Here is a 23,134-nt window from a genome sequence, read left to right as displayed (position 1 = left end):
TGACCTCCCGGTTTTTCGGGGTCACCCCGAAAAGCCCGCGGAGCAAGGGTTGCGAGCCGGGGTCTCGCCGGCGAACCCCTGCCTCGAGCGACGGCCGCGCCGGATGCCGGCCACGCGGCCCTTCCGGCCGCGCGGGGCGAGTCCCCGGCTCAGCGGACGGGCGCGCCGATGCCGGCGATCACGGCCCCGTGGGCGACGCCCGAGCCGTCGCGGCGGCCGGTGGCCTGGGGCAGCTCGAGGGCCACCCCGCCGGCGCCCGAGGCCCGCGCGGGCAGCGCGCCGACCCACGCCAGCACGAGAGCGTCCTCGCCGCGCAGGAACCGGTGCGCGCGAACGCCGCCGGTGGCGCGGCCCTTGGCGGGGTACTCGCTGTACGGGGTCACCTTGAGGGACCCGGGCTGGGTGCCGGGCAGTGCGTCGGACGAGCCCGCCGAGGTGACGACGACGTTCTCGGCGGCGGGGTCGACGGCCCCGAAGAACGCGACCGTGGCACCGGGCGCGAGCCGCACCCCCGCCATCCCACCCGCGGAGCGACCCTGGGGGCGCACGGCCGAGGCCGGGAAGCGCAGCAGCTGGGCGTCGCTGGTGACGAAGACCAGGTCCTCGGTACCGTCGCGCAGCGCCACGGCGCCCACGACCCGGTCGCCGTCCTTGAGCGAGACGGCCTCCCAGTCGGAGCGTCCGGGGTAGTCGGGGGTGACCCGCTTGACGACGCCCTGCGCCGTCCCGAGAGCGACCCCGGGGCCGTCGGGGTCGAGCGGCACGATGGTCAGCGGCTCCTCGCCGCGGGGCAGGTCGACGAAGACCGCCAGCGGGGCGCCACCGGAGAGGCTGGGTGCGCCCCCGAGCGGCGGGAGGGTGGGCAGCTCCAGGGCCGACAGCCGCACCATCCGCCCGAACGAGGTGACCAGCCCGAACTCGCCGCGGGCGGTGGTGCGCACGGCCCCGATGATGGCGTCGTGCTTGGCGCGTGGGCCGTCGGCCGGCACCGGGTCGGCGTCGGAGGTGCGGGCCAGCAGCCCGGTCGAGGACAGCAACACCCAGCACGGGTCGTCGGCGACCTCGAGCGGGGTGGTCGCGGTGAGGGGCGTGCCCGCCGACTCCAGCAGCACGGTGCGCCGCGGCGTGCCGTGGGCCTTGGCGACGTCGGCGAGCTCGGTGGAGACGGTGCGGCGCAGCAGCTTCTCGTCGGCCAGGATCGCCTCGAGCTCGGCGATCTGGCGGCGCAGCTCGTCGCGCTCGGCCTCGAGCTCGATGCGCGAGAAGCGCGTGAGCCGGCGCAGCTGGAGCTCGAGGATGTACTCGGCCTGCGCGTCGGAGAGGTCGAACACCGACATCAGCCGCTCCTTGGCGGCGGCGGCGTCGTCGCTGGCCCGGATGAGCTGGATGACCTCGTCGATGTCGAGGATCGCGATGAGCAGCCCCTCGACCAGGTGCAGGCGCGCTTGCCGCTTGGCCAGCCGGAACGCGGTCCGCCGGCGGACGACGTCGACGCGGAAGTCGACGTAGACCCGCAGCAGCTCCTTCAGGCCCAGGGTGCGGGGCTGGCCGTCGACGAGGGCGACGTTGTTGATGCCGAAGGAGTCCTCCATCGGCGTCAGCTTGTAGAGCTGCTCGAGCACGGCGTCGGGGTTGAAGCCGTTCTTGATCTCGAAGACCAGACGCAGGCCGTTCTTGCGGTCGGTGAGGTCCTTGACGTCGCTGATGCCCTGGAGCTTCTTGTTCTGCACCAGCGTCTTGACCCGCTCGATGACCTTCTCGGGGCCGATCAGGTAGGGCAGCTCGGTGACCGTGATGCCCATCCGGCGGGCGGTGACCTTCTCGACGCGCGCGGTGGCGCGGGTGCGGAAGCTGCCGCGGCCGGTGAGGTAGGCGTCGCGGATGCCGTCGAGCCCGACGATGCGGCCGCCGCCGGGCAGGTCGGGGCCGGGGACGAACTTCATCAGGTCGTCGAGCGAGCAGTCGGGGTGGTCGATGAGGTGGCGCGCGGCCCCGATGACCTCGACCAGGTTGTGCGGGGCCATGTTGGTGGCCATCCCGACCGCGATGCCGCTGGTGCCGTTGACCAGGAGGTTGGGGAACGCCGCCGGCAGCACGCCGGGCTGGGTGAGGGAGTCGTCGTAGTTCGGGACGAAGTCGACGGTGTCCTCGTCGAGCGCGGTGACCATGAGCAGCGCGGCCGGGGCCATCCGGGCCTCGGTGTAGCGCGAGGCGGCCGGGCCGTCGTCGAGGGAGCCGAAGTTGCCGTGGCCGTCGACCAGCGGCAGGCGCATCGTGAACGGCTGCGCGAGGCGCACGAGGGCGTCGTAGATGGCCTGGTCACCGTGGGGGTGGTACTTGCCCATGACCTCGCCGACGACGCGGCTGCACTTGACGTGCGGGCGCTCGGGGCGCAGGCCCAGCTCGGACATGCCGAAGAGGATGCGCCGCTGCACCGGCTTCAGGCCGTCGCGGGCGTCGGGCAGCGCGCGGCTGTAGATGACGCTGTAGGAATACTCGAGGAACGCGCTGCGCATCTCCTCCTCGACGTCGATGTCGACGATCCGCTCGGTGAAGTCCTCGGGCGGAGGGGTGGTGCTGCGCGTGGCCATGGGGGCGAGCGGGTCCTTCGGTCGGCGCCGGGCGGATGCGGCGGGATGCGGCGGGCTGCGGGGGAGCCGGGGCGCGGGATCCCGGCTGCGTCCATCTTCCACACCCGGCCGGGTCAGGGCCGCACCGACACCCCGAAGCGCCCGAGGTGCACGACGTCGGCCAGCGGCCGCCGGGCGCGGGTCCGGGCCGAGCCGGAGGTGCGCACCGCCTCGTGCCCGAGCGCCACCACGCCGACCAGCCGTCGGCCGGCCGGGATGCCGAGCGCCTCCCGTACGGCGTCGTGCCGGGGCGCCGGGACCCCGAAGAACAGCGCACCGAGCCCGGCGTCCTCGGCGCCGAGGAGCAGCACCATCGCGGCCATCGCGGTGTCGGTGTCCCAGTACGGCACCGGCCAGCGGTCGGGGGAGCGGTCGACCCAGCCCTTGTCGGGCTCCGCGTAGCGGTCGAGGTACGCGTCGGGGTCCGAGAGGCAGAGCACGAGCGCGGGGGCGGCCGAGACCCCGCGCAGCCACGCGTCGCCGGGGCCCCCGCCCGAGGCCGCGCCCCAGAACCGCGCGCGGTCGGCGGGGTCGAGCAGGACGACGAAGTCCCACCCCTGGCTGAACCCCGCGCTCGGGGCCCGCACGGCCAGGCCGAGCAGGTCGCGCACGACCTCTTCGGGTACCGGGCGCGCGGGGTCGAACCGGCGCACCATCCGCCGCCGCCGCACCGCCTCACGTAGCTCCACGGGGCCAGTGTGCCCGCCCCCCTCCGGTCCTGCGCCCGGCCCCGCCGGATGGCAGGATGGCGCCATGGTGGAGGGCACGCTCCCCCCGGGTTACCCGGTGCAGTGGGAGGCCGACGTCGTCCTGCGCGACGGGACGGTCGCCGGCCTGCGCCCGATCCGCCCCGACGACACCGACGGCATCCACCGCTTCCACGCCGCGCAGTCGGCCGAGTCCATCTACCTGCGTTTCTTCGCCCCGCTGCGCCGGCTCAGCGACGCCGACGTGCACCGCTTCACCCACGTCGACTACGTCGACCGGGTCGCGCTGGTGGTCACGATGCGTGAGGAGATCATCGGCATCGGCCGCTTCGACCGGCTCGACGGCCGCAGCGCCGAGGTCGCCTTCAACATCAGCGACCACTACCAGGGCAAGGGCATCGGCTCGGTCCTGCTCGAGCACCTGGCCGCCATCGCCCGCGACCTCGGCATCACCCGCTTCATCGCCGAGGTCCTGCCGCAGAACCGCAAGATGCTGGCGGTCTTCTCCGACGCCGGCTACGAGGTCACCCGCCGCGTCGAGGACGGCGTCGTCGAGGTCGGCTTCGACATCGAGCCCACCGACCGCTCCCGCGCCGTCGAGATGAGCCGCGAGCACCGCGCCGAGGCCCAGAGCCTGCGGGTGGTGCTGAACCCGCGCACCATCGCCGTCATCGGGGCCAGCCGCGACCACCACACCTTCGGCGGCCAGCTCCTCGACCGGGTGATCGCCTCGGGCTTCACCGGCCGCCTGGTGCCGGTCAACCCCAGGAGCCGCACCCTGCGCCGGCTGCCCGCCTACGCCTCGGTGGTCGACGTGCCGGGCGAGGTCGACCTCGCGATCGTGGCGGTACCGGCCGCGGCCGTCCTCGGCGTCGTCGACGAGTGCGCCGAGAAGGGTGTCAAGGCGCTGCTCGTGGTGTCGTCGGGGTTCGCCGAGTCCGGGCCGGAGGGCGAGGTGCGCCAGGCCGAGCTGGTCCGGCGGGCCCGCGGGGCCGGGATGCGGGTCATCGGGCCCAACTCTTTCGGGATCATCAACAACGACCCCGATGTGCGCCTCAACGCCTCGCTGGCGCCCACCCTGCCCCCGCCCGGGCGGCTCGGCCTCTTCTCGCAGTCGGGCGCCCTGGGCATCGCGGTGCTGGCCTCGGCCGCGCGGCGCAACCTCGGCATCTCGACCTTCGGCTCGGCCGGCAACCGGGCCGACGTCTCGGGCAACGACTTCATGCAGTACTGGATCGACGACGACTCCACCGACGCCGTCGGGCTCTACCTGGAGTCGATGGGCAACCCACGCAAGTTCTCGCGGATCGCCCGCAAGCTGGCGCTCATCAAGCCGGTCATCGTCGTGAAGTCCGGGGTGTCGCGCTTCGGGGTCCCGCCGGGGCACACCGTGCGCGAGACCCAGGCCCGGCCCGAGGTGTTCGCGGCGATGCTCAAGCAGGCCGGCGTCATCCGGGTCGAGAACGTCCACCAGCTCTTCGACGTCGCCCAGATCGTCGTGCACCAGCCCCTGCCGCGGGGCTCGCGGGTGGCGGTGGTCGTCAACTCCGACGCGCTGGGCGCCCTGACCGCCGACGCCTGCACCAGCTGGGGGCTCACCGTCACCCACGGCCCGGTCACGCTGCCCAGCGAGGCGACGGCCGAGGACTTCCGCACCGCCCTGGACGCCGCGTTCGCCGACGACCGCGTCGACTCGGTGCTCACCGGCTTCATCCCGCCGCTGGCCACCGGCGACGCCGATGTGGCCGCTGCCGTGCGGGGCGCCGCCGACGGCGCCGACAAGCCCTGCGTGGCGACCTTCCTGGGGCTGCGGGGGGTCGACGACGGGCACGCCTCGGTCAAGGGCACCGGTGGCTCGACCCGCGCCATCCCCGTCTACACGATGCCGGAGGACGCGGTGCGGGCCCTGGCCGCGGCCACCCGCTACGGCGAGTGGCGCCACCGCGACCAGGGCACCCCGGTGGCGCCGGTCGGCATCAACCGCCGCATCGCCGAGGACGTCGTGGGCACCGTGCTGTCGGTGACGCCCGAGGGCCGGCGGCTCACCCACGACGAGTGCACCGCGCTGCTGGCCGCGTACGGGGTGCAGGTGTGGGGGCAGCACGAGGTCGCGTCCGCCGACGAGGCCGTCGAGGCGGCGGAGCGGCTCGGGTGGCCGGTGGTCCTGAAGTCCGTCTCGCCGATGGTGCGCCACCAGGGCGGCAGCAGCGGGGTGCGGGTCGACCTCGGCGACCCGTCGTCGGTGCGCTCCGCCTGGGCCTCCCTCAGCGAGCACCTCGCGCCGCTGCAGGCCGACCGCTTCGTGGTGCAGCGGATGGCGAGCCCCGGCGTGCCGTGCGTCGTCACCTCCGACGAGGACCCGCTGTTCGGGCCGGTCATCGGCTTCTCGGTGGCGGGCCTGCCCACCGAGCTGCTCGACGACGTCGCGCACCGCATCCCACCGCTCACCGACGTCACCGTCTCCGAGCTCATCTCGTCGATCAAGGCGGCCCCCGTGCTGCACGGCTACCGCGGCCAGACCCCCGTGCACCGGGCCGCGCTCGCCGACCTCATCGCCCGGGTGTCGGTGCTCGCCGACGACATGCCCGAGATCGCCTCGCTGGTGCTGAACCCGGTCAACGCCCACCCCGGTGGGGTCGAGGTCCTCGGCGCCGAGATCACCCTGGCCCCCGCCCCCCGCCGCATCGACCCCGGGCGCCGGTCGCTCACGTGAGCGCCGCCCGTCGGTGCGGGACGGCACAATGGGCGGCATGAGCCGTGCGCACCACGCCCCCGTCCTGCCCCAGGACCTCCTCGCGTCCATCGACCGGGCCGGTTACTACCCGGCCCTGGTGGCCGACGTGGTGTCGGCGGCGCTGGCCGGCGAGCAGCTCGACAACCACCTGGTGCACCTCGAGACCACGTTCGACCGCGACGTCGTGCGCCGCCACATCACCGTGCTGGTCCTCACCCCCACCCGCCTGGTCATCGCCCACGCCGACGACCACGCCGACGAGCCGCCCGCCCCGCAGGAGGTCGCCACCGCGACCACCGAGGCCATCCCGCTCTCGGCGGTCAAGGGCGTCATGCTCACCCACGTCGTCGAGAACCCCGAGGCCTACGTGCCGGGCAGCCTGGGCCGCGAGATCACCCTGACCCTCGGGTGGGGAACCGTCGCCCGGGTCGACCTGGTGCCGGCCTCGTGCGCCGACCCGGACTGCGACGCCGACCACGGGTACGAGGGCACCATCACCGGCGACGACATCGCGCTGCGCATCTCGGCCGCGGCCGACGGTGACGACAAGCTGGCGGGCGCCCTGTCGTTCGCCCGCGACCTGTCCGCCGCGATCGGCCAGGGCTGACCCGGGTGGAGGGGCCCGCCGCGCCCGACTACGCCTCGGGCAGCCTGGCCGACGTGCTGCCCAGCGTCTGCGCGAGCCTGGGGGTGCCGTCGGTCGCGGGCGCTGCGGCCTGGGCGGGGCCGCTGGCGCTGCCGGCCGCCCGCCGCGGCGTGGTCGTGCTGGTCGACGGTCTGGGGGCCCGCCAGCTCGGCCGCCGGCTGGGGCACGCCCCGTGGCTGCGCGCGCAGGTCACCGGCACCCGCACCCTCGTGTCGGGCTTCCCGTCGACCACCGCGACCTCGATGGGGTCCTTCGGCACCGGCTCGCACCCCGGCACCCACGGCATGCTGGGCTACGAGGTGCTCGACCCGGCCCGCGACCAGGTCTTCAACGAGCTGTCCTGGGAGGACGGCCCCGTGCCCGAGCGCTGGCAGCCCCGCACCACGTGGTTCGAGCGCGCCGCCGCGGCCGGGCTCGGCGTGGTGCGGATCGGCCCCGGCTTCTTCGACGGCTCGGGGCTGACCCAGGCGGCGCTGCGGGGCGGGCGGTTCGCGGCGGCCGAGTCGCTGCCGGCCCGGGTCGACGCCGCGCTGGCGGCGGTGCGGGCGACGCCACGCGGGCTCGTCTACCTGTACTGGGGCGAGGTCGACAAGCTCGGCCACGTGCACGGCCCCGAGTCGCTCGAGTGGACCGCCGAGCTCGAGGCCGTCGACCGCGAGCTCGCGTGCCTCGCCGCGGGGCTGCCCGACGACGCCTCGCTCACGGTCACCGCCGACCACGGGATGCTGGCGTGCCCCCACGAGACCCGCCTCGACGTCGCCGACGAGCCCTCACTGCGGGTGGGCGTGCGCCACCTCGGCGGGGAGCCGCGCACCACCCACGTCTACTGCGAGGAGGGGGCCGTCGCCGACGTGGCCGCTGCCTGGTCAGCGGTGCTCGGCGACCGGGCCTGGGTCGGTCGCCGCGACGAGGCGGTGGCCGCGGGCCTGTTCGGCGTCGTCGCGCCCGAGCACCGCGCCCGCATCGGCGACCTCGTCGTGGTGTCCGGAGGCGACTTCACCGTCGTCGACTCCGGCCGGATGCGTCCGCAGCTCCTCGCCCTGCGCGGGATGCACGGCGCGCTCTCCGGCGAGGAGCTCGAGGTGCCGGTCGTCCACGTGCCCGCGCGCGTCGCCTAGGCTGCCTGCTCGTGGCGGACCTGGTCTTCTTCTCCGGAACGATGGACTGCGGCAAGTCGACCCTCGCGCTGCAGATCGACCACAACCAGCGGGCCCGTGACCGCGAGGGGCTGATCTTCACCAAGTTCGACCGGGCCGGGCAGTCGGTGCTCTCCTCGCGCCTCGGGCTCGAGACCGAGGCGGTCGAGGTCGACGACGCGCTGGACTTCTGGGACGTCGTCGTCGACTGCCTCACGGCCGGGGCCCGCGTCGACTACGTCATCTGCGACGAGGCGCAGTTCTACACGCCCCGTCAGGTCGAGCAGCTGGCCCGCCTCGTCGACGAGCTCGGCATCGACGTCACCGCCTTCGGCATCACGGCCGACTTCCGCACCGAGCTGTTCCCGGGGTCGCGCCGGCTGGTCGAGCTGGCCGACCGGGTCGAGGTGCTCCAGGTCGAGGCGCTGTGCTGGTGCGGGCGGCGCGCCACGCACAACGCGCGCATCGTCGACGGCGTCATGGTGGTCGAGGGGGAGCAGGTCGTGGTGGGGGACACCGCCACCGCCACCGAGGGGGTCGTCGAGTACGAGGTGCTGTGCCGGCGCCACCACATGCGGCGGATGAACAGCCACGCCGCCCGCGCCGCGTCACCGTCGCCCGACACGCTGCCGTTCGACCTCGACGCCTGCCCGGTGCCACCGCGCCGCTGAGGGGGACGCGTCGGCGGCCCTCAGGCGGGGCCGGAGCCCTTGGTGCCGAACACGATGTCGTCCCAGCTGGGGACGCTCGGTCGGCCGCGTCGCGAGCCACCCGTGCGGGTGCCGGCGTCGCGGCCGGGGTCCTGGGCCGACGCCGTGCCACCCTGCGCCTCGCGGGTGCCACCGTCAGCGCGGCCGTCACGGGAGTGCCGCGGGTCGTGGCGGGCGTCCCTGTCCTCGGGCCAGCCCCCCACGAGGTCGGCCGACGCGCTCGGCTCGTCGAGATGCTCGCCCACGGGCTTGCGGGCCCGGCTGGCCGGCGGGGGCTCGGCGCTCGACAGGTCGCCCGCGAGCGTCTCGATGGGGAGCGCGTCCTCGCGGGGACGGTCCTCACCCGGGGTCTGCGCCGGCGACGGGCGGCGGCGGGAGCGCCGGCCGCGCGCACTGTGCTCGCGCATCGCGGCCATCAGGTCGATGGGCTCGTCGGGCCGGCGGGTCCGGTCGGTGGGCTCGAGGCCGCCATCGGCGTCGACGTCGTACACGTCGACCGTGCCCGGGCCAGCCACCGCCTGGTGGGGGGTGGGGATGAAGCCGGAGGACGCCTCGTCGCCGAGCCAACGGGCCTCGTCGTTGGACGCCGAGACCGACCCGCCGAGGGGCTCGTAGCGCCAGGTCGCGGTGCGGCGACGGCCGCCGGCCGCGAAGTGCATCAGCAGCTGCCACACGCCGTCGGTGTCGCGGGCCGAGTCCCACTCGACGGCGTCGGCGTCGACGCCGCGCTCGCGCAGCCGCTCGGTGGCACGGTCCTCGAGGGTCAGCGGGGCCGAGCCGCGGGTGCCCACGGCGCACTGGCGGGCCTTGCGGGCCACGTGCTCGCGCTCGGCGAGGATCGGGCCCTCGAAGCGCTGCACCTTCTCGACGGTCCACCCCGAGCGCTCGGCGACCTCGTCGGCGGTCATCCCACGCCGGATGAGGGCCTGCACCTCGCGCGGGCGCATCCCGCCCTCGATCTCGATCTGCAGCTGGCCCAGCCGGGCCCGGTCACGACGCGCGGCGGCCCGCAGCGCGTCGTCGATGGGGAGCCGGAACCGGCCGCCGTCGGCATCCGCGACAAGGAGGTGCTGGCCGTCCTCGTGGACGCCGATGAGGCGGAGGTCTCTCATGGCTGGCTCCTCGGTGGTGGTCGTCAAGCCTCGACGATGCCACCCCGACCGGCCCGGATGGTGGAGCCCACGCCGGGGCGTGGCGGATTGCCCGGATAGCGTGTGTCCATGGCCCCCACCCCGCCCGACCTGTCGCCGTACGACGCCGTCCTCCTGGGCTCCTTCGGCGGCCCCGAGACCGAGGACGAGGTGATGCCCTTCCTGCGTCGGGTCACCGCCGGGCGCGACATCCCCGACGCCCGCCTGGCCGCCGTGGGGGAGCACTACTACGCGCGGGGCGGGCGCAGCCCGATCAACGACCTCAACCGCGACCTGCTCGCCCGGCTGCGTGACGAGCTCGCCTGGCGCGGCCTCGACGTCCCCGTCCTGTGGGGCAACCGCAACTCCGAGCCGTTCTTCGCGGACGCCGTGCACGAGGCGCTCGACCGGGGAGCGACCCGGGTCGTCACGGTCCTCACGAGCGCCTACTCGTGCTACTCCTCGTGCCGGCAGTACCGCGAGGACCTCGCCGCCGCGGTCGAGGCCGTGGGTCCGGCCGCCGACGGCCTGCAGGTCGACAAGGTCCGCCCCTACGTGCACCACCCCTCCCTGGGGCGCGCGTGGCTCGACAACCTGCTGGAGTCGCTGCGGGGCCTGCCCGAGCCCGGGCGCGCGCGCCTGCTCTTCGTGACGCACTCGGTGCCCACCGCGATGGACGACACCTCGGGTCCCGGCGACGGCGACGGCAACCTCTACGTCGACCAGCACCTGCGCCTGGCCCACCGGCTCACCGACGAGGTCAACGCCGTGCTCGGCACCGCCATCGAGGGCGAGCTGGTGTTCTGCTCGCGCTCCGGGCCACCGAGCCAGCCCTGGCTCGAGCCCGACGTCAACGACCGCATCGAGGAGCTCGCGGCGGTGTCGTCCGACCCTGTGGTCTGCGCGCCGATCGGCTTCGTCTCCGACCACATGGAGGTCGTCCACGACCTCGACACCGAGGCGGCCGAGACCGCCGAGCGGGTGGGCGTGCCGTTCGTGCGCGTCCCCACCCCCCACGCCTCCGAGGCCTTCGTCAAGGGCCTGGTCGACCTCCTGCTCGAGCGCGCGGCCGAGGCCCGCGGCGAGGTGGTCGTGGCCGACACCTGGCTGCCCGGCGACGTGCGGCCCTCGGTCTGCGCGCCCGGCTGCTGCCCGAACCTGCGGGCCGCCAAGCCGGCCCTCTGCGGCAGCGACTGATGGCCGCCAGGGTCGCGCCGGCGGTCCCCGACGGCCTCGACGTCGCGGCCCTCGAGGCGGTGGCGGTGGACGTGGCCCGGGCGGCCGGCCGTCTGGTGGTCGACGAGCGCCCGGACGACCTCGGGATGAGCGAGAAGTCGAGCCGCACGGACGTCGTCACCGAGATGGACCAGCGCAGCCAGGAGCTCGTCCTCGACCTCCTGGCGCAGCGGCGGCCCGACGACGCGGCCATGGGCGAGGAGGAGGGCGGGCGCACCGGCACCAGCGGTGTCACCTGGGTCGTCGACCCCATCGACGGCACGACCAACTACCTGTACTCGGTGCCGGCGTACGCCGTCTCGGTGGCCGCCGTCGTCGGCGACCCCGCCGTGCCCGGGGCCTGGCGGGCCGTGGCCGGCGCCGTGTTCAACCCCGCCACCGACGAGCTGTTCCACGCCCACCGGGGCGGCGGGGCGCGGCTCACCGCCCGCACCGGCACCACGGTGCTGCGCGTGTCCACCGAGACCGACCTCGCCCTGTCGCTGGTCGGCACCGGGTTCGGCTACGCGGCCGCCACCCGGGCCCGGCAGGCGCGCATCCTGGTCGACCTCCTGCCGCAGGTGCGCGACATCCGCCGGGCCGGCAGCGCCGCGCTCGACCTGTGCGCGGTGGCGTGTGGCCGCCTCGACGGCTACTACGAGAGCGGGCTCAACGTCTGGGACCGCGCCGCCGGCGAGCTCGTGGCCCTCGAGGCCGGGGCCGTGCTCGGCGGTCTCGACGGCGACGTGGCCGACCGAGACCTCACCTGGACGGCCGGCCCGGGCCTCGCGCCGGTCTTCGCCGGGCTCGTGCGCGACCTCACCCGCACCCACCTGGGCGGCCCCGCCCAGGGCTGATCCGCGGACCCGCGTGGCGCTGCATCCCGCGATGGTGCACAATCGCCGCGCACGACCCCCCGTCGGGCACCAAGCCGGGGTGTCCTGCGTTGTCAGGGCCGACCGCACGACGAAGGGTGGACAGCAGCGATGGCAACCGACTACGACGCTCCGCGCAAGACCGACGACGAGATGTCCGAGGACTCCATCGAGGAGCTGAAGAACCGTCGCGTCGACACGCGCGCCTCGAGTGTCGACGTCGACGAGACCGAGCAGGCCGAGGGCTTCGAGCTGCCCGGGGCCGACCTCTCCGGGGAGGAGCTCTCGGTGCGGGTCCTCCCGCGCCAGGCCGACGAGTTCACGTGCTCGCGGTGCTTCCTGGTGCACCACCGCAGCCAGCTCGCCAGCGACACCGCCGGCGTCCTCGTCTGCCGGGAGTGCGCGGCCTGAGGGGCCGTGCCGACCGCGTGGCCGCGCCCGTCCGTATCGCCGTCGCCGTCCGGCGGCTGCATCCGGATGCGGTCCTGCCGCGCTACAGCACCGACGGCGATGCCGGGGCCGACCTCACCAGCGTCGCCGAGGTGACCCTGCGCCCGGGGTGCCGGGCCCTGGTGCCCACAGGCCTGGCGCTCTCGCTGCCGCCCGGCACCGTGGGGCTCGTGCACCCGCGCTCCGGCCTGGCCGCCCGGCACGGGGTCACGGTCGTCAACGCGCCCGGCACCGTGGACTCGGGCTACCGGGGCGAGGTGCTGGTCAACCTGGTGAACCTCGACCCCACCGACGAGTTCACGGTGCACGTCGGCGACCGCATCGCCCAGCTGGTCGTCCAGGAGTACTTCCACGCCGACTTCTCGGAGGTCGATTCGCTTCCCGGGAGCGCCCGGGGGGAGACTGGTCACGGGTCCACCGGGGGCTTCGGCGCCGCCGGGCTCCCGTGAGACCGAGACCCCACCGCACCCGAGATCCGAGGACCGCACCGCAGTGAGCATCTTCCGCAGGAACAAGGACGCCGACCGCGCCGCCGAGCCCGTGCTCGACGAGGACGCCGACACCGCCGTCGCCGGCGACGGAGTCGACGGGTCCGCCGCGGACGAGGGCTCCTCGGGTGCCGCGGGCGTCGCGGTCTCCCGCGAGAACGGCCCCTTCGACGTCTCCGAGGTGAGCGGGCGCGACGGCCGGGTCGACCTCGGTGCCCTGTGGGTGGCCGGCATCGCCGGGATGGAGCTGCGCCTGGAGATGGACGAGCAGAGCCAGCAGGTCACCGCCGCCACCGCGGTGCTCGGCGAGTCCGCGCTGCAGGTGCAGGCCTTCGCGGCGCCGCGCTCCACGGGCCTCTGGGCCGACATCCGGCACGAGATCTCGGTGGCCGTCGAGCAGCAGGGCGGCACCGTCGAGGAGGCCGACACCGACCTCGGCACCGAGCTGCGCACCCGGATGCCCTCGGCCGGCCCCGACGGCCGCACCGTCTTCGCCCCGGCCACCTTCATCGGGGTCGACGGCCCGCGGTGGTTCCTGCGCGGGGTCCTCTCGGGCCGGGCCGCCATCGACACCGAGGCCGCCGAGCCGCTCCTGGAGCTGTTCCGCGGCCTGGTCGTCGTGCGCGGCGTCGAGCCCATGGCTCCCCGCGAGCTGCTCCCGCTGAGCCTGCCCCAGGACCCGCAGGCCACCCCGGTCGAGCAGCCCGACGACGAGCCCGCGAGCCTCGACCCGTTCGAGCGCGGCCCCGAGATCACCGAGGTGCGGTGATGGGCCTGCGTGAGCGCGTGCGCGACTTCGCCCGCACCCCGATGGAGCAGGAGGCCGACGAGCTGCGCGAGCAGTCCTACACCGAGGGCGGCGACGACCTCACCGCGCTGGCCCCGCGCCACGAGGCGTGCGTCTGCGGCACCGTGCGCACCGTCACCCTGCCGCCCCGGCGCAGCGTCCCCGCCCTGGTCGCCGAGGTCTGGGACGGCAAGGGCGTCGTGAACCTGGTCTGGGTCGGCCGCCGGTCCATCGGCGGCATCGAGCCCGGCACCTTCCTGCGCGCGCGCGGCCGGGTCGCCACCTTCAAGGGCACCCCGACGATCTTCAACCCCTCGTACGAGATCATCCCCAAGCAGTGACCACCGACCAGCGGCCCAGCCCGGCCGCCGAGACCGTCGAGGCGCTCATCCGGCACCGGCTGTCCACGGCCCTGGGTGGTTGGCGGGGCTCGCTCGAGACGGCCCTGCCCACGGTGGTCTTCGTGGCGGTCTGGACCGTCACCCAGGACGTGCGCACCGCCGCCGTCTGGTCCATCGGGCTGGCCGTGGTCCTCGCGGCGGTGCGGCTGGTGCAGCGCTCCTCGCTCCAGCACGTGCTCGGCGCCTTGGTGGCCACCGCGATCGCGGCCTTCTTCGCGCTGCGCTCCGGGCAGGCCCAGGACGCGTTCCTGCCCGGCATCCTCACCAACGCCGCCTACCTGGCCGGCACCGTCCTCTCCATCGTCGTGGGCTGGCCGGCCGTGGGCTTCCTCGTCGGCGCCGGCGACCCGCGCGCCAAGGAGGACCCGTTCGCCTGGCGCCGTGACCGCGGGATGGTGCGGGTCTGTGCCCGTCTGACCTGGGTGCTGGTCGGCATCTACGTCGTGCGCCTGGCCGTCATGGTGCCGCTCTACCTCGCGGCCGAGGTCACCCTCCTCGGGGTCGCGAAGATCGTCCTCGGCTGGCCGCTCTGGGTCGCGGGCGTGGCCGTGATGGGCTGGCTGCTCGTCTCGGGGCGCACCCCGGTCGAGCCGGGCGCGGGCCCGGGCGCCGAGCCCGGAGAGAGTCGCGTCCCGCCGTCGTCCTGACGGTCGAGGGGCTCAGTCGTCGGAGTCGTCGCGCCGCTGGCGCTCGCCGGGGCTGAGCAGCGACTCCAGGCCGGCCTCGGCCTCGGGCGTCGTGACGAACAGCAGCTCGTCGAGGGGCTCGAGCGCGTCGTCGCGGCTGGGCGCGATGGGGGAGCCGTCGCGGATGATGCCGGTGAGCACGGTGTCGACGGGGAACGGCACGTCGCCGACCCGGGCCCCCGCGTAGGGGCTGCCGACCGGGAGGGTCATCTCGACCATCATGGCCCGCCCCTGCTGGAACTCGAAGATGCGCACCAGGTCACCGACCGAGACGGCCTCCTCGACCAGCGCCGTCATCAGGCGCGGGGTCGACACGGCGACGTCGACGCCCCAGGCCTCGTCGAACATCCACTCGTTCTTGGGGTTGTTCACGCGCGCCACGGTGCGCGGCACGCCGAACTCGGTCTTGGCGAGCAACGACAGGACCAGGTTGACCTTGTCGTCGCCGGTGGCGGCCACGACGACGTCGCAGTCGGCCAGCCCGGCCTCCGAGAGGGCCTCGAGCTCGCAGGCGTCGGCCTGCAGCCAGCTGGCGTCGGGGACCTTCGAGACCTGCTCGCCGTCGGCGTCGCGGTCGACGAGCAGCACGTGGTGCCCGTTGCGGATGAGCTCACGGGCGATCGAGCGGCCGACGCTGCCGGCCCCGGCGATGACGACGCGCATGGATGGTGGCCTTTCGGGCGTCAGTGGGTCTCGGGCGGCGCGTCGAGGACGCGCTCGGCGGCGGAGAGGTCCTCGCGCCGCAGGGCGAGGTGCAGCAGGTCGCCCTCCTGGTAGACGGTGTCCTCGCCGGGCAGGAGCCCGTCGCCGAGGCGGGTCAGGTAGGCGAGGCGGCCGCCGGTGGCGGCCTCGATCTCGGCGACCCGGCGCCCGATCCACGACGGCGCGATGGGCATCTCGGCGATCACGACGCGGCCCGAGGGGTCGGTGAACTCGGGGACGTGGCCCTGGGGGAGCAGCCGGCGCAGCATCTGGTCGCTGGTCCACTTCACGGTGGCGACGGTGGGGATGCCGAGGCGCTGGTAGATCTCGGCGCGGCCCGGGTCGTAGATGCGCGCCACGACGTGCTCGACCCCGAACTTCTCGCGCGCGACGCGGGCGGCCAGGATGTTGGAGTTGTCACCGCTGGAGACGGCCGCGAAGGCGTACGCGTCACCGATGTTCGCGGCGCGCAGGGTGTCGCGGTCGAACCCCACGCCGGTGACCGTGCGTCCCTCGAAGGAGGTGCCGAGGCGCCGGAAGGCGGACTCGTCCTGGTCGATGACCGCCACCTCGTGGCCGGCGCGCTCGATGGCCCGGGCGAGGGAGGCGCCGACGCGGCCGCAGCCCATGATGACGAAGTGCACGACGCCGACGCTACTACGGGCCGGGCCCGGCCGAGACGAGGACCGGATCGTGCCGACGGGTGGGGGCCGGACTGCTTACAGTGGTCCCCGTGTCTACGCCCGGACGTCTCGTCAAGCGTGTCCTGCTCGGCCGTGCGATGCGCAGCGACCGGCTGGGGGAGACCCTCCTCCCGAAGAAACTCGCGCTGCCCGTCTTCGCCAGCGACGCCCTCTCCTCGGTGGCCTACGCCCCCGACGAGATCCTGCTGACCCTCGGCCTGGCCGGCGGCACCCTCGCCCTGACCCAGTCGTGGAAGATCGCGCTGGTCGTCGTGGTCGTCATGGGCGTGGTCATCATGAGCTACCGCCAGAACGTGCACGCCTACCCCTCGGGGGGCGGCGACTACGAGGTGGCCAGCGTGAACCTCGGCCCCCGGGCGGGCCTGACGGTGGCGAGCGCGCTGCTGGTCGACTACGTGCTGACGGTCGCGGTGTCGGTGTCGTCGGGCGTGCAGAACGCCGCGGCGGCCTTCGGGTTCGTCCGTGGCCACGAGGCGATCGTGGCGGTGCTGATCATCGTGCTGCTCACGGCGATGAACCTGCGCGGCGTGCGCGAGTCGGGCACGGCGTTCGCCGTCCCCACCTACCTCTTCATGGCCGCGGTCATCGGGATGGCGCTCTTCGGCTTCTACCGCAAGGTCTCTGGCGACCTGCCGCAGGCCGAGAGCGCCGCGCTGACGCTGCGCCCCGAGAACGGCTTCCAGCAGCTCGGCACCTTCGCGATGGCCTTCCTGCTGCTGCGCGCCTTCTCGTCGGGCTGTGCCGCGCTCACCGGGGTCGAGGCCATCTCGAACGGCGTCCCCGCCTTCAAGAAGCCCAAGAGCCGCAACGCCGCCAGCACCCTGCTGCTCATGGGCACGATCTCGGTGACGATGCTGATGTCGATGGTCGCCCTGGCGACCTGGACCGGGGTCAAGTACGCCGACGACGAGGCCCACCAGCTGCTGCGCGACGGGGTGCCGGTGGGCAGCGGCTACGTCCAGGACACCGTGATGGGGCAGGTGTCCAAGGCGGTCTTCTCCGACTTCCCGGTGGGCGTGGTGCTGGTCTCCATCGTCACCGGCCTCATCCTGGTGCTGGCCGCCAACACCGCCTTCAACGGCTTCCCGGTGCTGGGCTCGATCCTGGCCCGCGACGGCTTCCTGCCGCGCCAGCTGCACACCCGCGGCGACCGGCTGGCGTTCTCCAACGGCATCCTCATCCTCGCCGGCGCCGCCGCCTTCCTCGTCGTGATCTTCGACGCCGACGTCACCCGCCTCATCCAGCTGTACATCGTCGGGGTGTTCGTCTCGTTCACGCTGTCGCAGATCGGGATGGTGCGGCACTGGAACCGCTTCCTGCGGGTCGAGAAGGACCCCGCCGCCCGGGCCCGGATGCTGCGCAGCCGCGTCATCAACGGGGTGGGCGCGAGCATGTCGGGCACCGTCCTGCTCGTGGTCCTGGCCACCAAGTTCACCCACGGCGCGGGCTACGCGATCGCGGCCATGGGCGTGCTGTTCTTCCTGATGCTGGGGGTGCGCAAGCACTACGACCACGTCCGTGACGAGCTCTCGGTCGAGGAGGGCGACACCAAGGCCCAGATGCTGCCCTCGCGGGTCCACGCGATGGTGCTGGTCGCCAAGGTCCACCGGCCCACCCTGCGCGCGCTCGCCTACGCCCGCGCCACCCGCCCGTCGGTCCTCGAGGCCGTCACGGTGGCCGTCGACCCCGACGAGACCAAGGCCCTGCAGGCCGAGTGGGACCGGCGCGACATCCCGGTGCCGCTGAAGGCCCTCGACAGCCCCTACCGCGAGATCACCCGCCCGGTGCTCGACTACGTGCGCTCGATCCGCAGCGACAACCCGCGCGACATCGTCGTCGTCTACATCCCCCAGTACGTCGTCGGCCACTGGTGGGAGCAGATCCTGCACAACCAGAGCGCCCTGCGGCTGCGCACCCGGCTGCTCTTCACGCCGGGCGTCATGGTGTCGTCGGTGCCGTGGCAGCTGGCGTCGTCGGCCGGTGCCGAGGAGCGCTTCGAGGGCCCGGTCGTCGGCGACGTGCGGCGCGGATGAGCGGCGCCGAGCAGGCCGGAGGAGTGGGACGCCCCGCGGGTCTGGCCCCGGGCGACGAGGTCGAGGTCGAGGTCGGGCCGGTCGCCCACGGCGGGCACTGCGTGGCGCGGCACGAGGGCCAGGTCCTCTTCGTGCGGCACGCGCTGCCGGGGGAGCGGGTGCGGGCCCGGGTCACCGACCTCGGGCCGAAGGGCCGGTTCGTGCGCGCCGACGCCGTCGACGTCCTCGAGGCCTCGCCCGACCGCGTCACCCCGCCCTGCCCCTGGTCGGGCCCGGGTGCCTGCGGCGGCTGCGACCTCCAGCACGTGGCCCTGCCGCGCCAGCGCTCCCTCAAGGCCGAGGTGGTGCGCGAGCAGCTGCAGCGCCTGGCCGGCCTCGACGTCGACGTGGTGGTCGAGCCGGTGCCGGGCGACGACGCCGGCCTCGACTGGCGCACCCGGGTCGAGTTCGCCGTGGGCCCCGACGGCCGCGCCGGCCTGCGCCGCCACCGCTCGCACGAGGTCGTCGCGATCGACCACTGCCGCATCGCGGCGCCCGGGGTGGACGGCCTGCGGGTCACCGAGCGGCGCTGGGAGGGCGTGGAGGCGGTCGACACCGTGGCGCCCTCGGTCGGCGAGCCGCTGGCCGTCGCCCTGCCCGTGGGGCCGGACGACGCCGTCCCCGACGTCGTCGAGCGGGTCGAGGCGACGTGGGGCGAGGGCGACGGGGCCGGTCGGGTCGCCCGCGACTTCACGGTGTCGGCCCGAGGCTTCTGGCAGGTGCATCCGGGGGCCGGCGCGACCTTCGTCACCGCCGTCATGGACGTCCTGGCCGTGCGGCCGGGGGAGCGGGCCCTCGACCTCTACGCCGGCGTCGGCCTGTTCGCCGCCGCCCTGGGCGAGGCCGTCGGGCCCACGGGCCAGGTGGTGGCGGTCGAGTCCGACCCGGGAGCCGTCGAGCGGGCCCGGGCCGGGATGGCCGAGCTGCCCTGGGTGCTGCCGCTGCGCGCCCGGGTCGACGACGCCTTCGGGGTGGCGAGGGCCTCGCGCGGCCCGTCGCGGCGCCGGGGCGGCGGGTCACGGGGCAGCGCGCACCGGGCTCCGGCCCGCTCACCGCTGCTGCCCACCAGCGCCGACGTCGTGGTCCTCGACCCGCCCCGCACCGGGGCCGGGCCGGCCGTCGTCCGCGAGATCGCCGCCCTGGCGCCCCGCGCCATCGCGTACGTGGCCTGTGACCCGGCGGCGCTGGCGCGCGACACCGCCGCTCTGCGCGACGCCGGCTACCGGCTGGTCGGGCTGCGGGCCTTCGACGCCTTCCCGATGACCCATCACGTCGAGTGCGTCGCGCACTTCGCCCCCGAGGTTCCGTGAGCCTGACGCGTCGGCGGTTCGCCGCGCTCCTGGGGGCGGGTGCGGCCGGCTCCCTGGCGGTCGGGTGCTCCGGGCCGGCGGCGGATGGCGCGCCGGGCCCCGTCGCCACGGACGGCGGCCCGCGGGTGCTGCGCTACGGCAGCGACCCGTCGCAGGTCGCGGAGCTCCACCGTCCCGCCGGGGCTGCGCACGGGGTCGTCGTGGTCCTCCACGGCGGGTTCTGGCGGGCCGAGTACGACCTGTCGCTGGGCCGGCCCCTGGCGCGCGACCTGGCCGGGCGCGGCTGGGCGGCGCTCAACGTCGAGTACCGGCGCGTGGGCGACGGCGGGGGAGTGCCGGCGACCCTCGACGACGTGTCCGCGGCCATCGACCTGCTCGGCCGGGCGGGGCTGGGCGGTGGGCCGGTCGTCGCCCTCGGGCACTCGGCTGGGGGGCAGCTGGCGGTGTGGGCGGCGGGTCGCCGCCGGCCCGGGCGGTGGGCGGAGGCGGCGGTCGGCGTCACCCACGCCGTGGCCCAGGCCGGCGTCCTCGACCTACGCGCCGCGGCCGAGCGGGGCCTCGGGGGAGGGGCGGTGCAGGCCTTCCTGGGCGGCGACCCCGGCCAGGTGCCGCAGGCGTACGCGGTCGCGGACCCCACGGCCGGCGTCCCGCTCGACGTGCCGGTCTGGTGCGTGCACGGACGCGACGACACCACCGTGCCGCTCGCGCAGTCGCAGGCCTACGTGGGGGCCGCCACCGCGGCGGGCGCCCGGGCCGAGCTGGTCGAGGTGCCGGGTGACCACTTCGCGCTCATCGACACCACCTCCGCCGCCTGGGCGCGGACCGTGGAGGTGCTCGAGGGGATCGAGCGGGCATAGGCTCGACGTCGTCCGGCCCGTGTGGTTAGATATCTTGACGTCAAGATAAATCACGGGTCCGTCGCGACGACGCACGACTCGGAAGGGAGACCCGGTGGCCAGCACGAACAGCTTCGACGCCCACGGCACGCTCGAGGTGGGAGAGCAGTCCTACGAGATGTACCGGCTGTCGGCGGTCGAGGGCAGTGAGACCCTCCCGTACAGCCTGAAGGTCCTCCTCGAGAACCTGCTGCGCACCGAGGACGGCGCCAACATCACCGCCGACCACATCCGGGCCGTCGCGGCCTGGGACGCGGATGCCCAGCCCGACACCGAGATCCAGTTCACGCCGGCGCGCGTGATCATGCAGGACTTCACCGGCGTCCCGTGCATCGTCGACCTCGCCACCATGCGCGAGGCCGTCGCCGACCTCGGCGGCGACCCGGCCAAGATCAACCCGCTCGCGCCGGCCGAGCTCGTCATCGACCACTCGGTGATCATCGACGTCTTCGGGCGCGCCGACGCCTTCGAGCGCAACGTCGCCATCGAGTACGAGCGCAACGAGGAGCGCTACAAGTTCCTGCGCTGGGGCCAGACCGCTTTCGACGACTTCAAGGTCGTCCCCCCGGGCACCGGCATCGTGCACCAGGTCAACATCGAGCACCTGGCCCGCACCGTCATGGTCCGTGACGGCGTGGCCTACCCCGACACCTGCGTCGGCACCGACAGCCACACCACGATGGTCAACGGCCTGGGTGTGCTCGGCTGGGGCGTCGGCGGCATCGAGGCCGAGGCGGCCATGCTGGGCCAGCCCGTGTCGATGCTCATCCCGCGCGTCGTCGGCTTCAAGCTCTCCGGTGCCATCCCGGCCGGCGCCACCGCCACCGACGTCGTCCTGACGATCACCGAGATGCTGCGCAAGCACGGCGTCGTCGGCAAGTTCGTCGAGTTCTACGGCGAGGGCGTCTCGGCCGTGCCGCTGGCCAACCGCGCCACGATCGGCAACATGAGTCCCGAGTTCGGCTCCACCTGTGCGATCTTCCCGATCGACGACGTCACGCTCGAGTACCTGCGCCTCACCGGCCGCTCGGCCGAGTCGGTCGCCCTGGTCGAGGCCTACGCCAAGGAGCAGGGGATGTGGCTGCAGGCCGGCCCCGACCAGCCCGAGGCGCGCTACAGCGAGTACCTCGAGCTCGACCTGTCGACCGTGGTCCCCTCCATCGCCGGCCCGAAGCGCCCGCAGGACCGCATCGTCCTGGCCGACGCCAAGACCGCGTTCCGCAAGGTGCTGCCCACCTACGTCTCGCACGACGAGGGCGACGCCGGCGCGGCCAGCAGCTTCCCGGCCAGCGACCCGTCGCCGCAGGGCACGACCGACGGCACCAACGGCGGCTCCAAGCCGGCCGACGAGGGCGACGGCGCGGGCCGCCCCTCGAAGAAGGTCACCGTCACCACGCCCGAGGGCGCCTCGTTCGAGATCGACCACGGCATCGTGTCGATCGCCTCGATCACCTCGTGCACCAACACCTCGAACCCCTCGGTGATGATGGCCGCGGCCATGCTCGCCAAGAACGCGGTCGAGCGCGGCCTGACCGTCGCCCCCTGGGTCAAGACCTCGATGGCGCCGGGCTCCAAGGTCGTCACCGGCTACTACGAGAAGGCCGGCATGTGGCCCTACCTCGAGAAGCTCGGCTTCTACCTCGTCGGCTACGGCTGCACGACCTGCATCGGCAACTCGGGCCCGCTCAGCGACGAGATCAGCAAGGCCATCAACGACAACGACCTCGCCGTGGTCTCGGTCCTCTCGGGCAACCGCAACTTCGAGGGCCGGATCAACCCCGACGTCAAGATGAACTACCTGGCCTCCCCGCCGCTGGTCATCGCCTACGCCCTTGCGGGGACGATGGACTTCGACTTCGACACCGAGCCCCTGGGCCAGGACCACGACGGCAACGACGTGTTCCTCAAGGACCTGTGGCCGGCACCCGCCGACGTCGAGCGGACCATCGCGGCGAGCATCAGCCAGGAGATGTTCACCGAGGACTACGCCGACGTCTTCGCCGGCGACGAGCGCTGGCGGTCACTGCCGACGCCCGAGGGCAAGACCTTCGACTGGGACGCCGACTCGACCTACGTGCGCAAGCCCCCGTACTTCGACGGCATGTCGATGGACACCACCCCGGTGGCCGACATCGACGGCGCGCGGGTCCTCGCGAAGCTGGGCGACTCGGTCACGACCGACCACATCAGCCCGGCCGGCTCGATCAAGGCCGACAGCCCGGCCGGCACCTACCTGGCCGAGCACGGTGTCGAGCGCAAGGACTTCAACTCCTACGGCTCGCGCCGCGGCAACCACGAGGTGATGATCCGCGGCACCTTCGCCAACATCCGGCTGCGGAACCTGCTGCTCGACGGCGTCGAGGGCGGCTTCACCCGCAACTTCCTCGCCGGCGGCGAGCAGACGACCATCTTCGACGCCTCCGCCGCCTACCAGGAGGCCGGCGTCCCGCTGGTCATCCTCGCCGGCAAGGACTACGGCTCGGGGTCCTCGCGCGACTGGGCCGCCAAGGGCACCGCCCTGCTGGGGGTCAAGGCCGTCATCGCCGAGTCCTACGAGCGCATCCACCGCTCCAACCTCATCGGGATGGGCGTGGTGCCGCTGCAGTACCCGGCCGGCGAGACCGCCGACTCGCTCGGGCTCGACGGCACCGAGACCTTCTCGATCTCGGGCTTGACGGCGCTCAACGACGGCTCGACCCCGGCCACCGTGCACGTCACCGCGACCCGCGAGGGCGGGAGCCCGGTCGAGTTCGACGCCGTGGTGCGCGTCGACACCCCGGGCGAGGCCGACTACTACCGCAACGGCGGGATCCTGCAGTACGTGCTGCGCAGCCTGGTGCGCTGAGGCCCGCACC

The 23,134-nt window shown here is 74.1% G+C and carries 20 protein-coding genes; 15 read left to right on the top strand and 5 right to left on the bottom strand.

The annotated features are described in order from the left end of the window. Window positions 1-149: 149 nt before the first annotated feature. Window positions 150-2,591 (bottom strand): DNA gyrase/topoisomerase IV subunit A, encoded by a 2,442-nt coding sequence (locus ATL31_RS01810; RefSeq protein ID WP_101394265.1) that lies wholly within the window; start codon window positions 2,589-2,591, stop codon window positions 150-152. Window positions 2,592-2,704: 113 nt separating this feature from the next. Next, on the bottom strand, window positions 2,705-3,319 hold the full coding sequence (locus ATL31_RS01805; RefSeq protein WP_101394264.1) for a nitroreductase family protein: 615 nt from the start codon (window positions 3,317-3,319) through the stop codon (window positions 2,705-2,707). A gap of 64 nt (window positions 3,320-3,383) precedes the next feature. Between ATL31_RS01805 and ATL31_RS01800 the strand changes: the two genes are divergently transcribed. Genes ATL31_RS01800 through ATL31_RS01785 form a run of 4 tightly spaced genes read left to right on the top strand, consistent with a single transcriptional unit; the run spans window position 3,384 to window position 8,524 of the window. Further along, window positions 3,384-6,050, top strand: a complete 2,667-nt coding sequence (locus ATL31_RS01800; protein ID WP_101394263.1) for a bifunctional acetate--CoA ligase family protein/GNAT family N-acetyltransferase — start codon at window positions 3,384-3,386, stop codon at window positions 6,048-6,050. A gap of 28 nt (window positions 6,051-6,078) precedes the next feature. Further along, on the top strand, window positions 6,079-6,678 hold the full coding sequence (locus tag ATL31_RS01795; protein ID WP_101394262.1) for a DUF5998 family protein: 600 nt from the start codon (window positions 6,079-6,081) through the stop codon (window positions 6,676-6,678). A gap of 5 nt (window positions 6,679-6,683) precedes the next feature. After that, a complete protein-coding gene (locus tag ATL31_RS01790; RefSeq protein WP_342749452.1) occupies window positions 6,684-7,835 on the top strand; it encodes an alkaline phosphatase family protein in 1,152 nt (383 codons plus the stop codon). Between the two features lie 11 nt (window positions 7,836-7,846). After that, complete coding sequence (locus ATL31_RS01785) at window positions 7,847-8,524, top strand: thymidine kinase (RefSeq protein ID WP_101394260.1); 678 nt, start codon at window positions 7,847-7,849, stop codon at window positions 8,522-8,524. Window positions 8,525-8,544: 20 nt separating this feature from the next. On the opposite strand, the gene sepH is transcribed toward ATL31_RS01785, so the two are convergent. Then, a complete protein-coding gene (sepH, locus tag ATL31_RS01780; RefSeq protein ID WP_101394259.1) occupies window positions 8,545-9,675 on the bottom strand; it encodes a septation protein SepH in 1,131 nt (376 codons plus the stop codon). Window positions 9,676-9,783: 108 nt separating this feature from the next. On the opposite strand from sepH, the gene ATL31_RS01775 reads away from it, so the two are divergent. From ATL31_RS01775 to ATL31_RS01745, 7 genes are all read left to right on the top strand, one after another. Then, a complete protein-coding gene (locus tag ATL31_RS01775; protein ID WP_101394258.1) occupies window positions 9,784-10,890 on the top strand; it encodes a ferrochelatase in 1,107 nt (368 codons plus the stop codon). Beyond that, window positions 10,890-11,765 (top strand): inositol monophosphatase family protein, encoded by an 876-nt coding sequence (locus tag ATL31_RS01770; RefSeq protein WP_101394257.1) that lies wholly within the window; start codon window positions 10,890-10,892, stop codon window positions 11,763-11,765. The genes ATL31_RS01775 and ATL31_RS01770 overlap by 1 nt, the downstream gene beginning before the upstream one ends. Window positions 11,766-11,894: 129 nt before the next feature. After that, window positions 11,895-12,194 (top strand): DUF4193 domain-containing protein, encoded by a 300-nt coding sequence (locus ATL31_RS01765; RefSeq protein WP_101394256.1) that lies wholly within the window; start codon window positions 11,895-11,897, stop codon window positions 12,192-12,194. Window positions 12,195-12,211: 17 nt separating this feature from the next. Beyond that, a complete protein-coding gene (dut, locus tag ATL31_RS01760) occupies window positions 12,212-12,682 on the top strand; it encodes a dUTP diphosphatase (RefSeq protein WP_101397127.1) in 471 nt (156 codons plus the stop codon). 43 nt (window positions 12,683-12,725) lie between these two features. Further along, window positions 12,726-13,490 (top strand): DUF3710 domain-containing protein, encoded by a 765-nt coding sequence (locus ATL31_RS01755; protein WP_101394255.1) that lies wholly within the window; start codon window positions 12,726-12,728, stop codon window positions 13,488-13,490. Continuing rightward, the gene (locus ATL31_RS01750; RefSeq protein ID WP_101394254.1) at window positions 13,490-13,849 is read left to right on the top strand and encodes an OB-fold nucleic acid binding domain-containing protein; all 360 of its coding nucleotides are present in this window, start codon (window positions 13,490-13,492) and stop codon (window positions 13,847-13,849) included. Before ATL31_RS01755 ends, ATL31_RS01750 begins: the two co-directional genes overlap by 1 nt. Then, entirely contained in the window at window positions 13,846-14,556 is a 711-nt protein-coding gene (locus tag ATL31_RS01745) for a DUF3159 domain-containing protein (RefSeq protein WP_101394253.1), read from the top strand. The genes ATL31_RS01750 and ATL31_RS01745 overlap by 4 nt, the downstream gene beginning before the upstream one ends. A 12-nt stretch (window positions 14,557-14,568) precedes the next feature. On the opposite strand, the gene ATL31_RS01740 is transcribed toward ATL31_RS01745, so the two are convergent. Together ATL31_RS01740 and ATL31_RS01735 are read right to left on the bottom strand one after the other, a co-directional pair. Beyond that, window positions 14,569-15,258, bottom strand: a complete 690-nt coding sequence (locus ATL31_RS01740) for a potassium channel family protein (protein ID WP_055813168.1) — start codon at window positions 15,256-15,258, stop codon at window positions 14,569-14,571. 20 nt (window positions 15,259-15,278) lie between these two features. Beyond that, window positions 15,279-15,941, bottom strand: coding sequence for a potassium channel family protein (locus tag ATL31_RS01735; RefSeq protein ID WP_101394252.1), 663 nt, complete (start codon window positions 15,939-15,941; stop codon window positions 15,279-15,281). 89 nt (window positions 15,942-16,030) lie between these two features. Between ATL31_RS01735 and ATL31_RS01730 the strand changes: the two genes are divergently transcribed. From ATL31_RS01730 to acnA, 4 genes are all read left to right on the top strand, one after another. Next, entirely contained in the window at window positions 16,031-18,034 is a 2,004-nt protein-coding gene (locus ATL31_RS01730) for an APC family permease (RefSeq protein ID WP_425440318.1), read from the top strand. After that, window positions 18,031-19,383 (top strand): class I SAM-dependent RNA methyltransferase, encoded by a 1,353-nt coding sequence (locus ATL31_RS01725; protein WP_101394250.1) that lies wholly within the window; start codon window positions 18,031-18,033, stop codon window positions 19,381-19,383. The genes ATL31_RS01730 and ATL31_RS01725 overlap by 4 nt, the downstream gene beginning before the upstream one ends. Further along, complete coding sequence (locus ATL31_RS01720; protein ID WP_101394249.1) at window positions 19,380-20,240, top strand: alpha/beta hydrolase family protein; 861 nt, start codon at window positions 19,380-19,382, stop codon at window positions 20,238-20,240. The genes ATL31_RS01725 and ATL31_RS01720 overlap by 4 nt, the downstream gene beginning before the upstream one ends. Window positions 20,241-20,397: 157 nt before the next feature. Beyond that, window positions 20,398-23,124, top strand: a complete 2,727-nt coding sequence (acnA, locus tag ATL31_RS01715; RefSeq protein ID WP_245862608.1) for an aconitate hydratase AcnA — start codon at window positions 20,398-20,400, stop codon at window positions 23,122-23,124. Window positions 23,125-23,134: the final 10 nt, after the last annotated feature.

It is taken from the genome of Phycicoccus duodecadis (assembly GCF_002846495.1).
Lineage (GTDB): Bacteria > Actinomycetota > Actinomycetes > Actinomycetales > Dermatophilaceae > Phycicoccus > Phycicoccus duodecadis.
The sequence above is the reverse complement of the archived record's forward strand: the minus strand, read 5'-3'. Positions and strand labels throughout refer to the sequence as shown.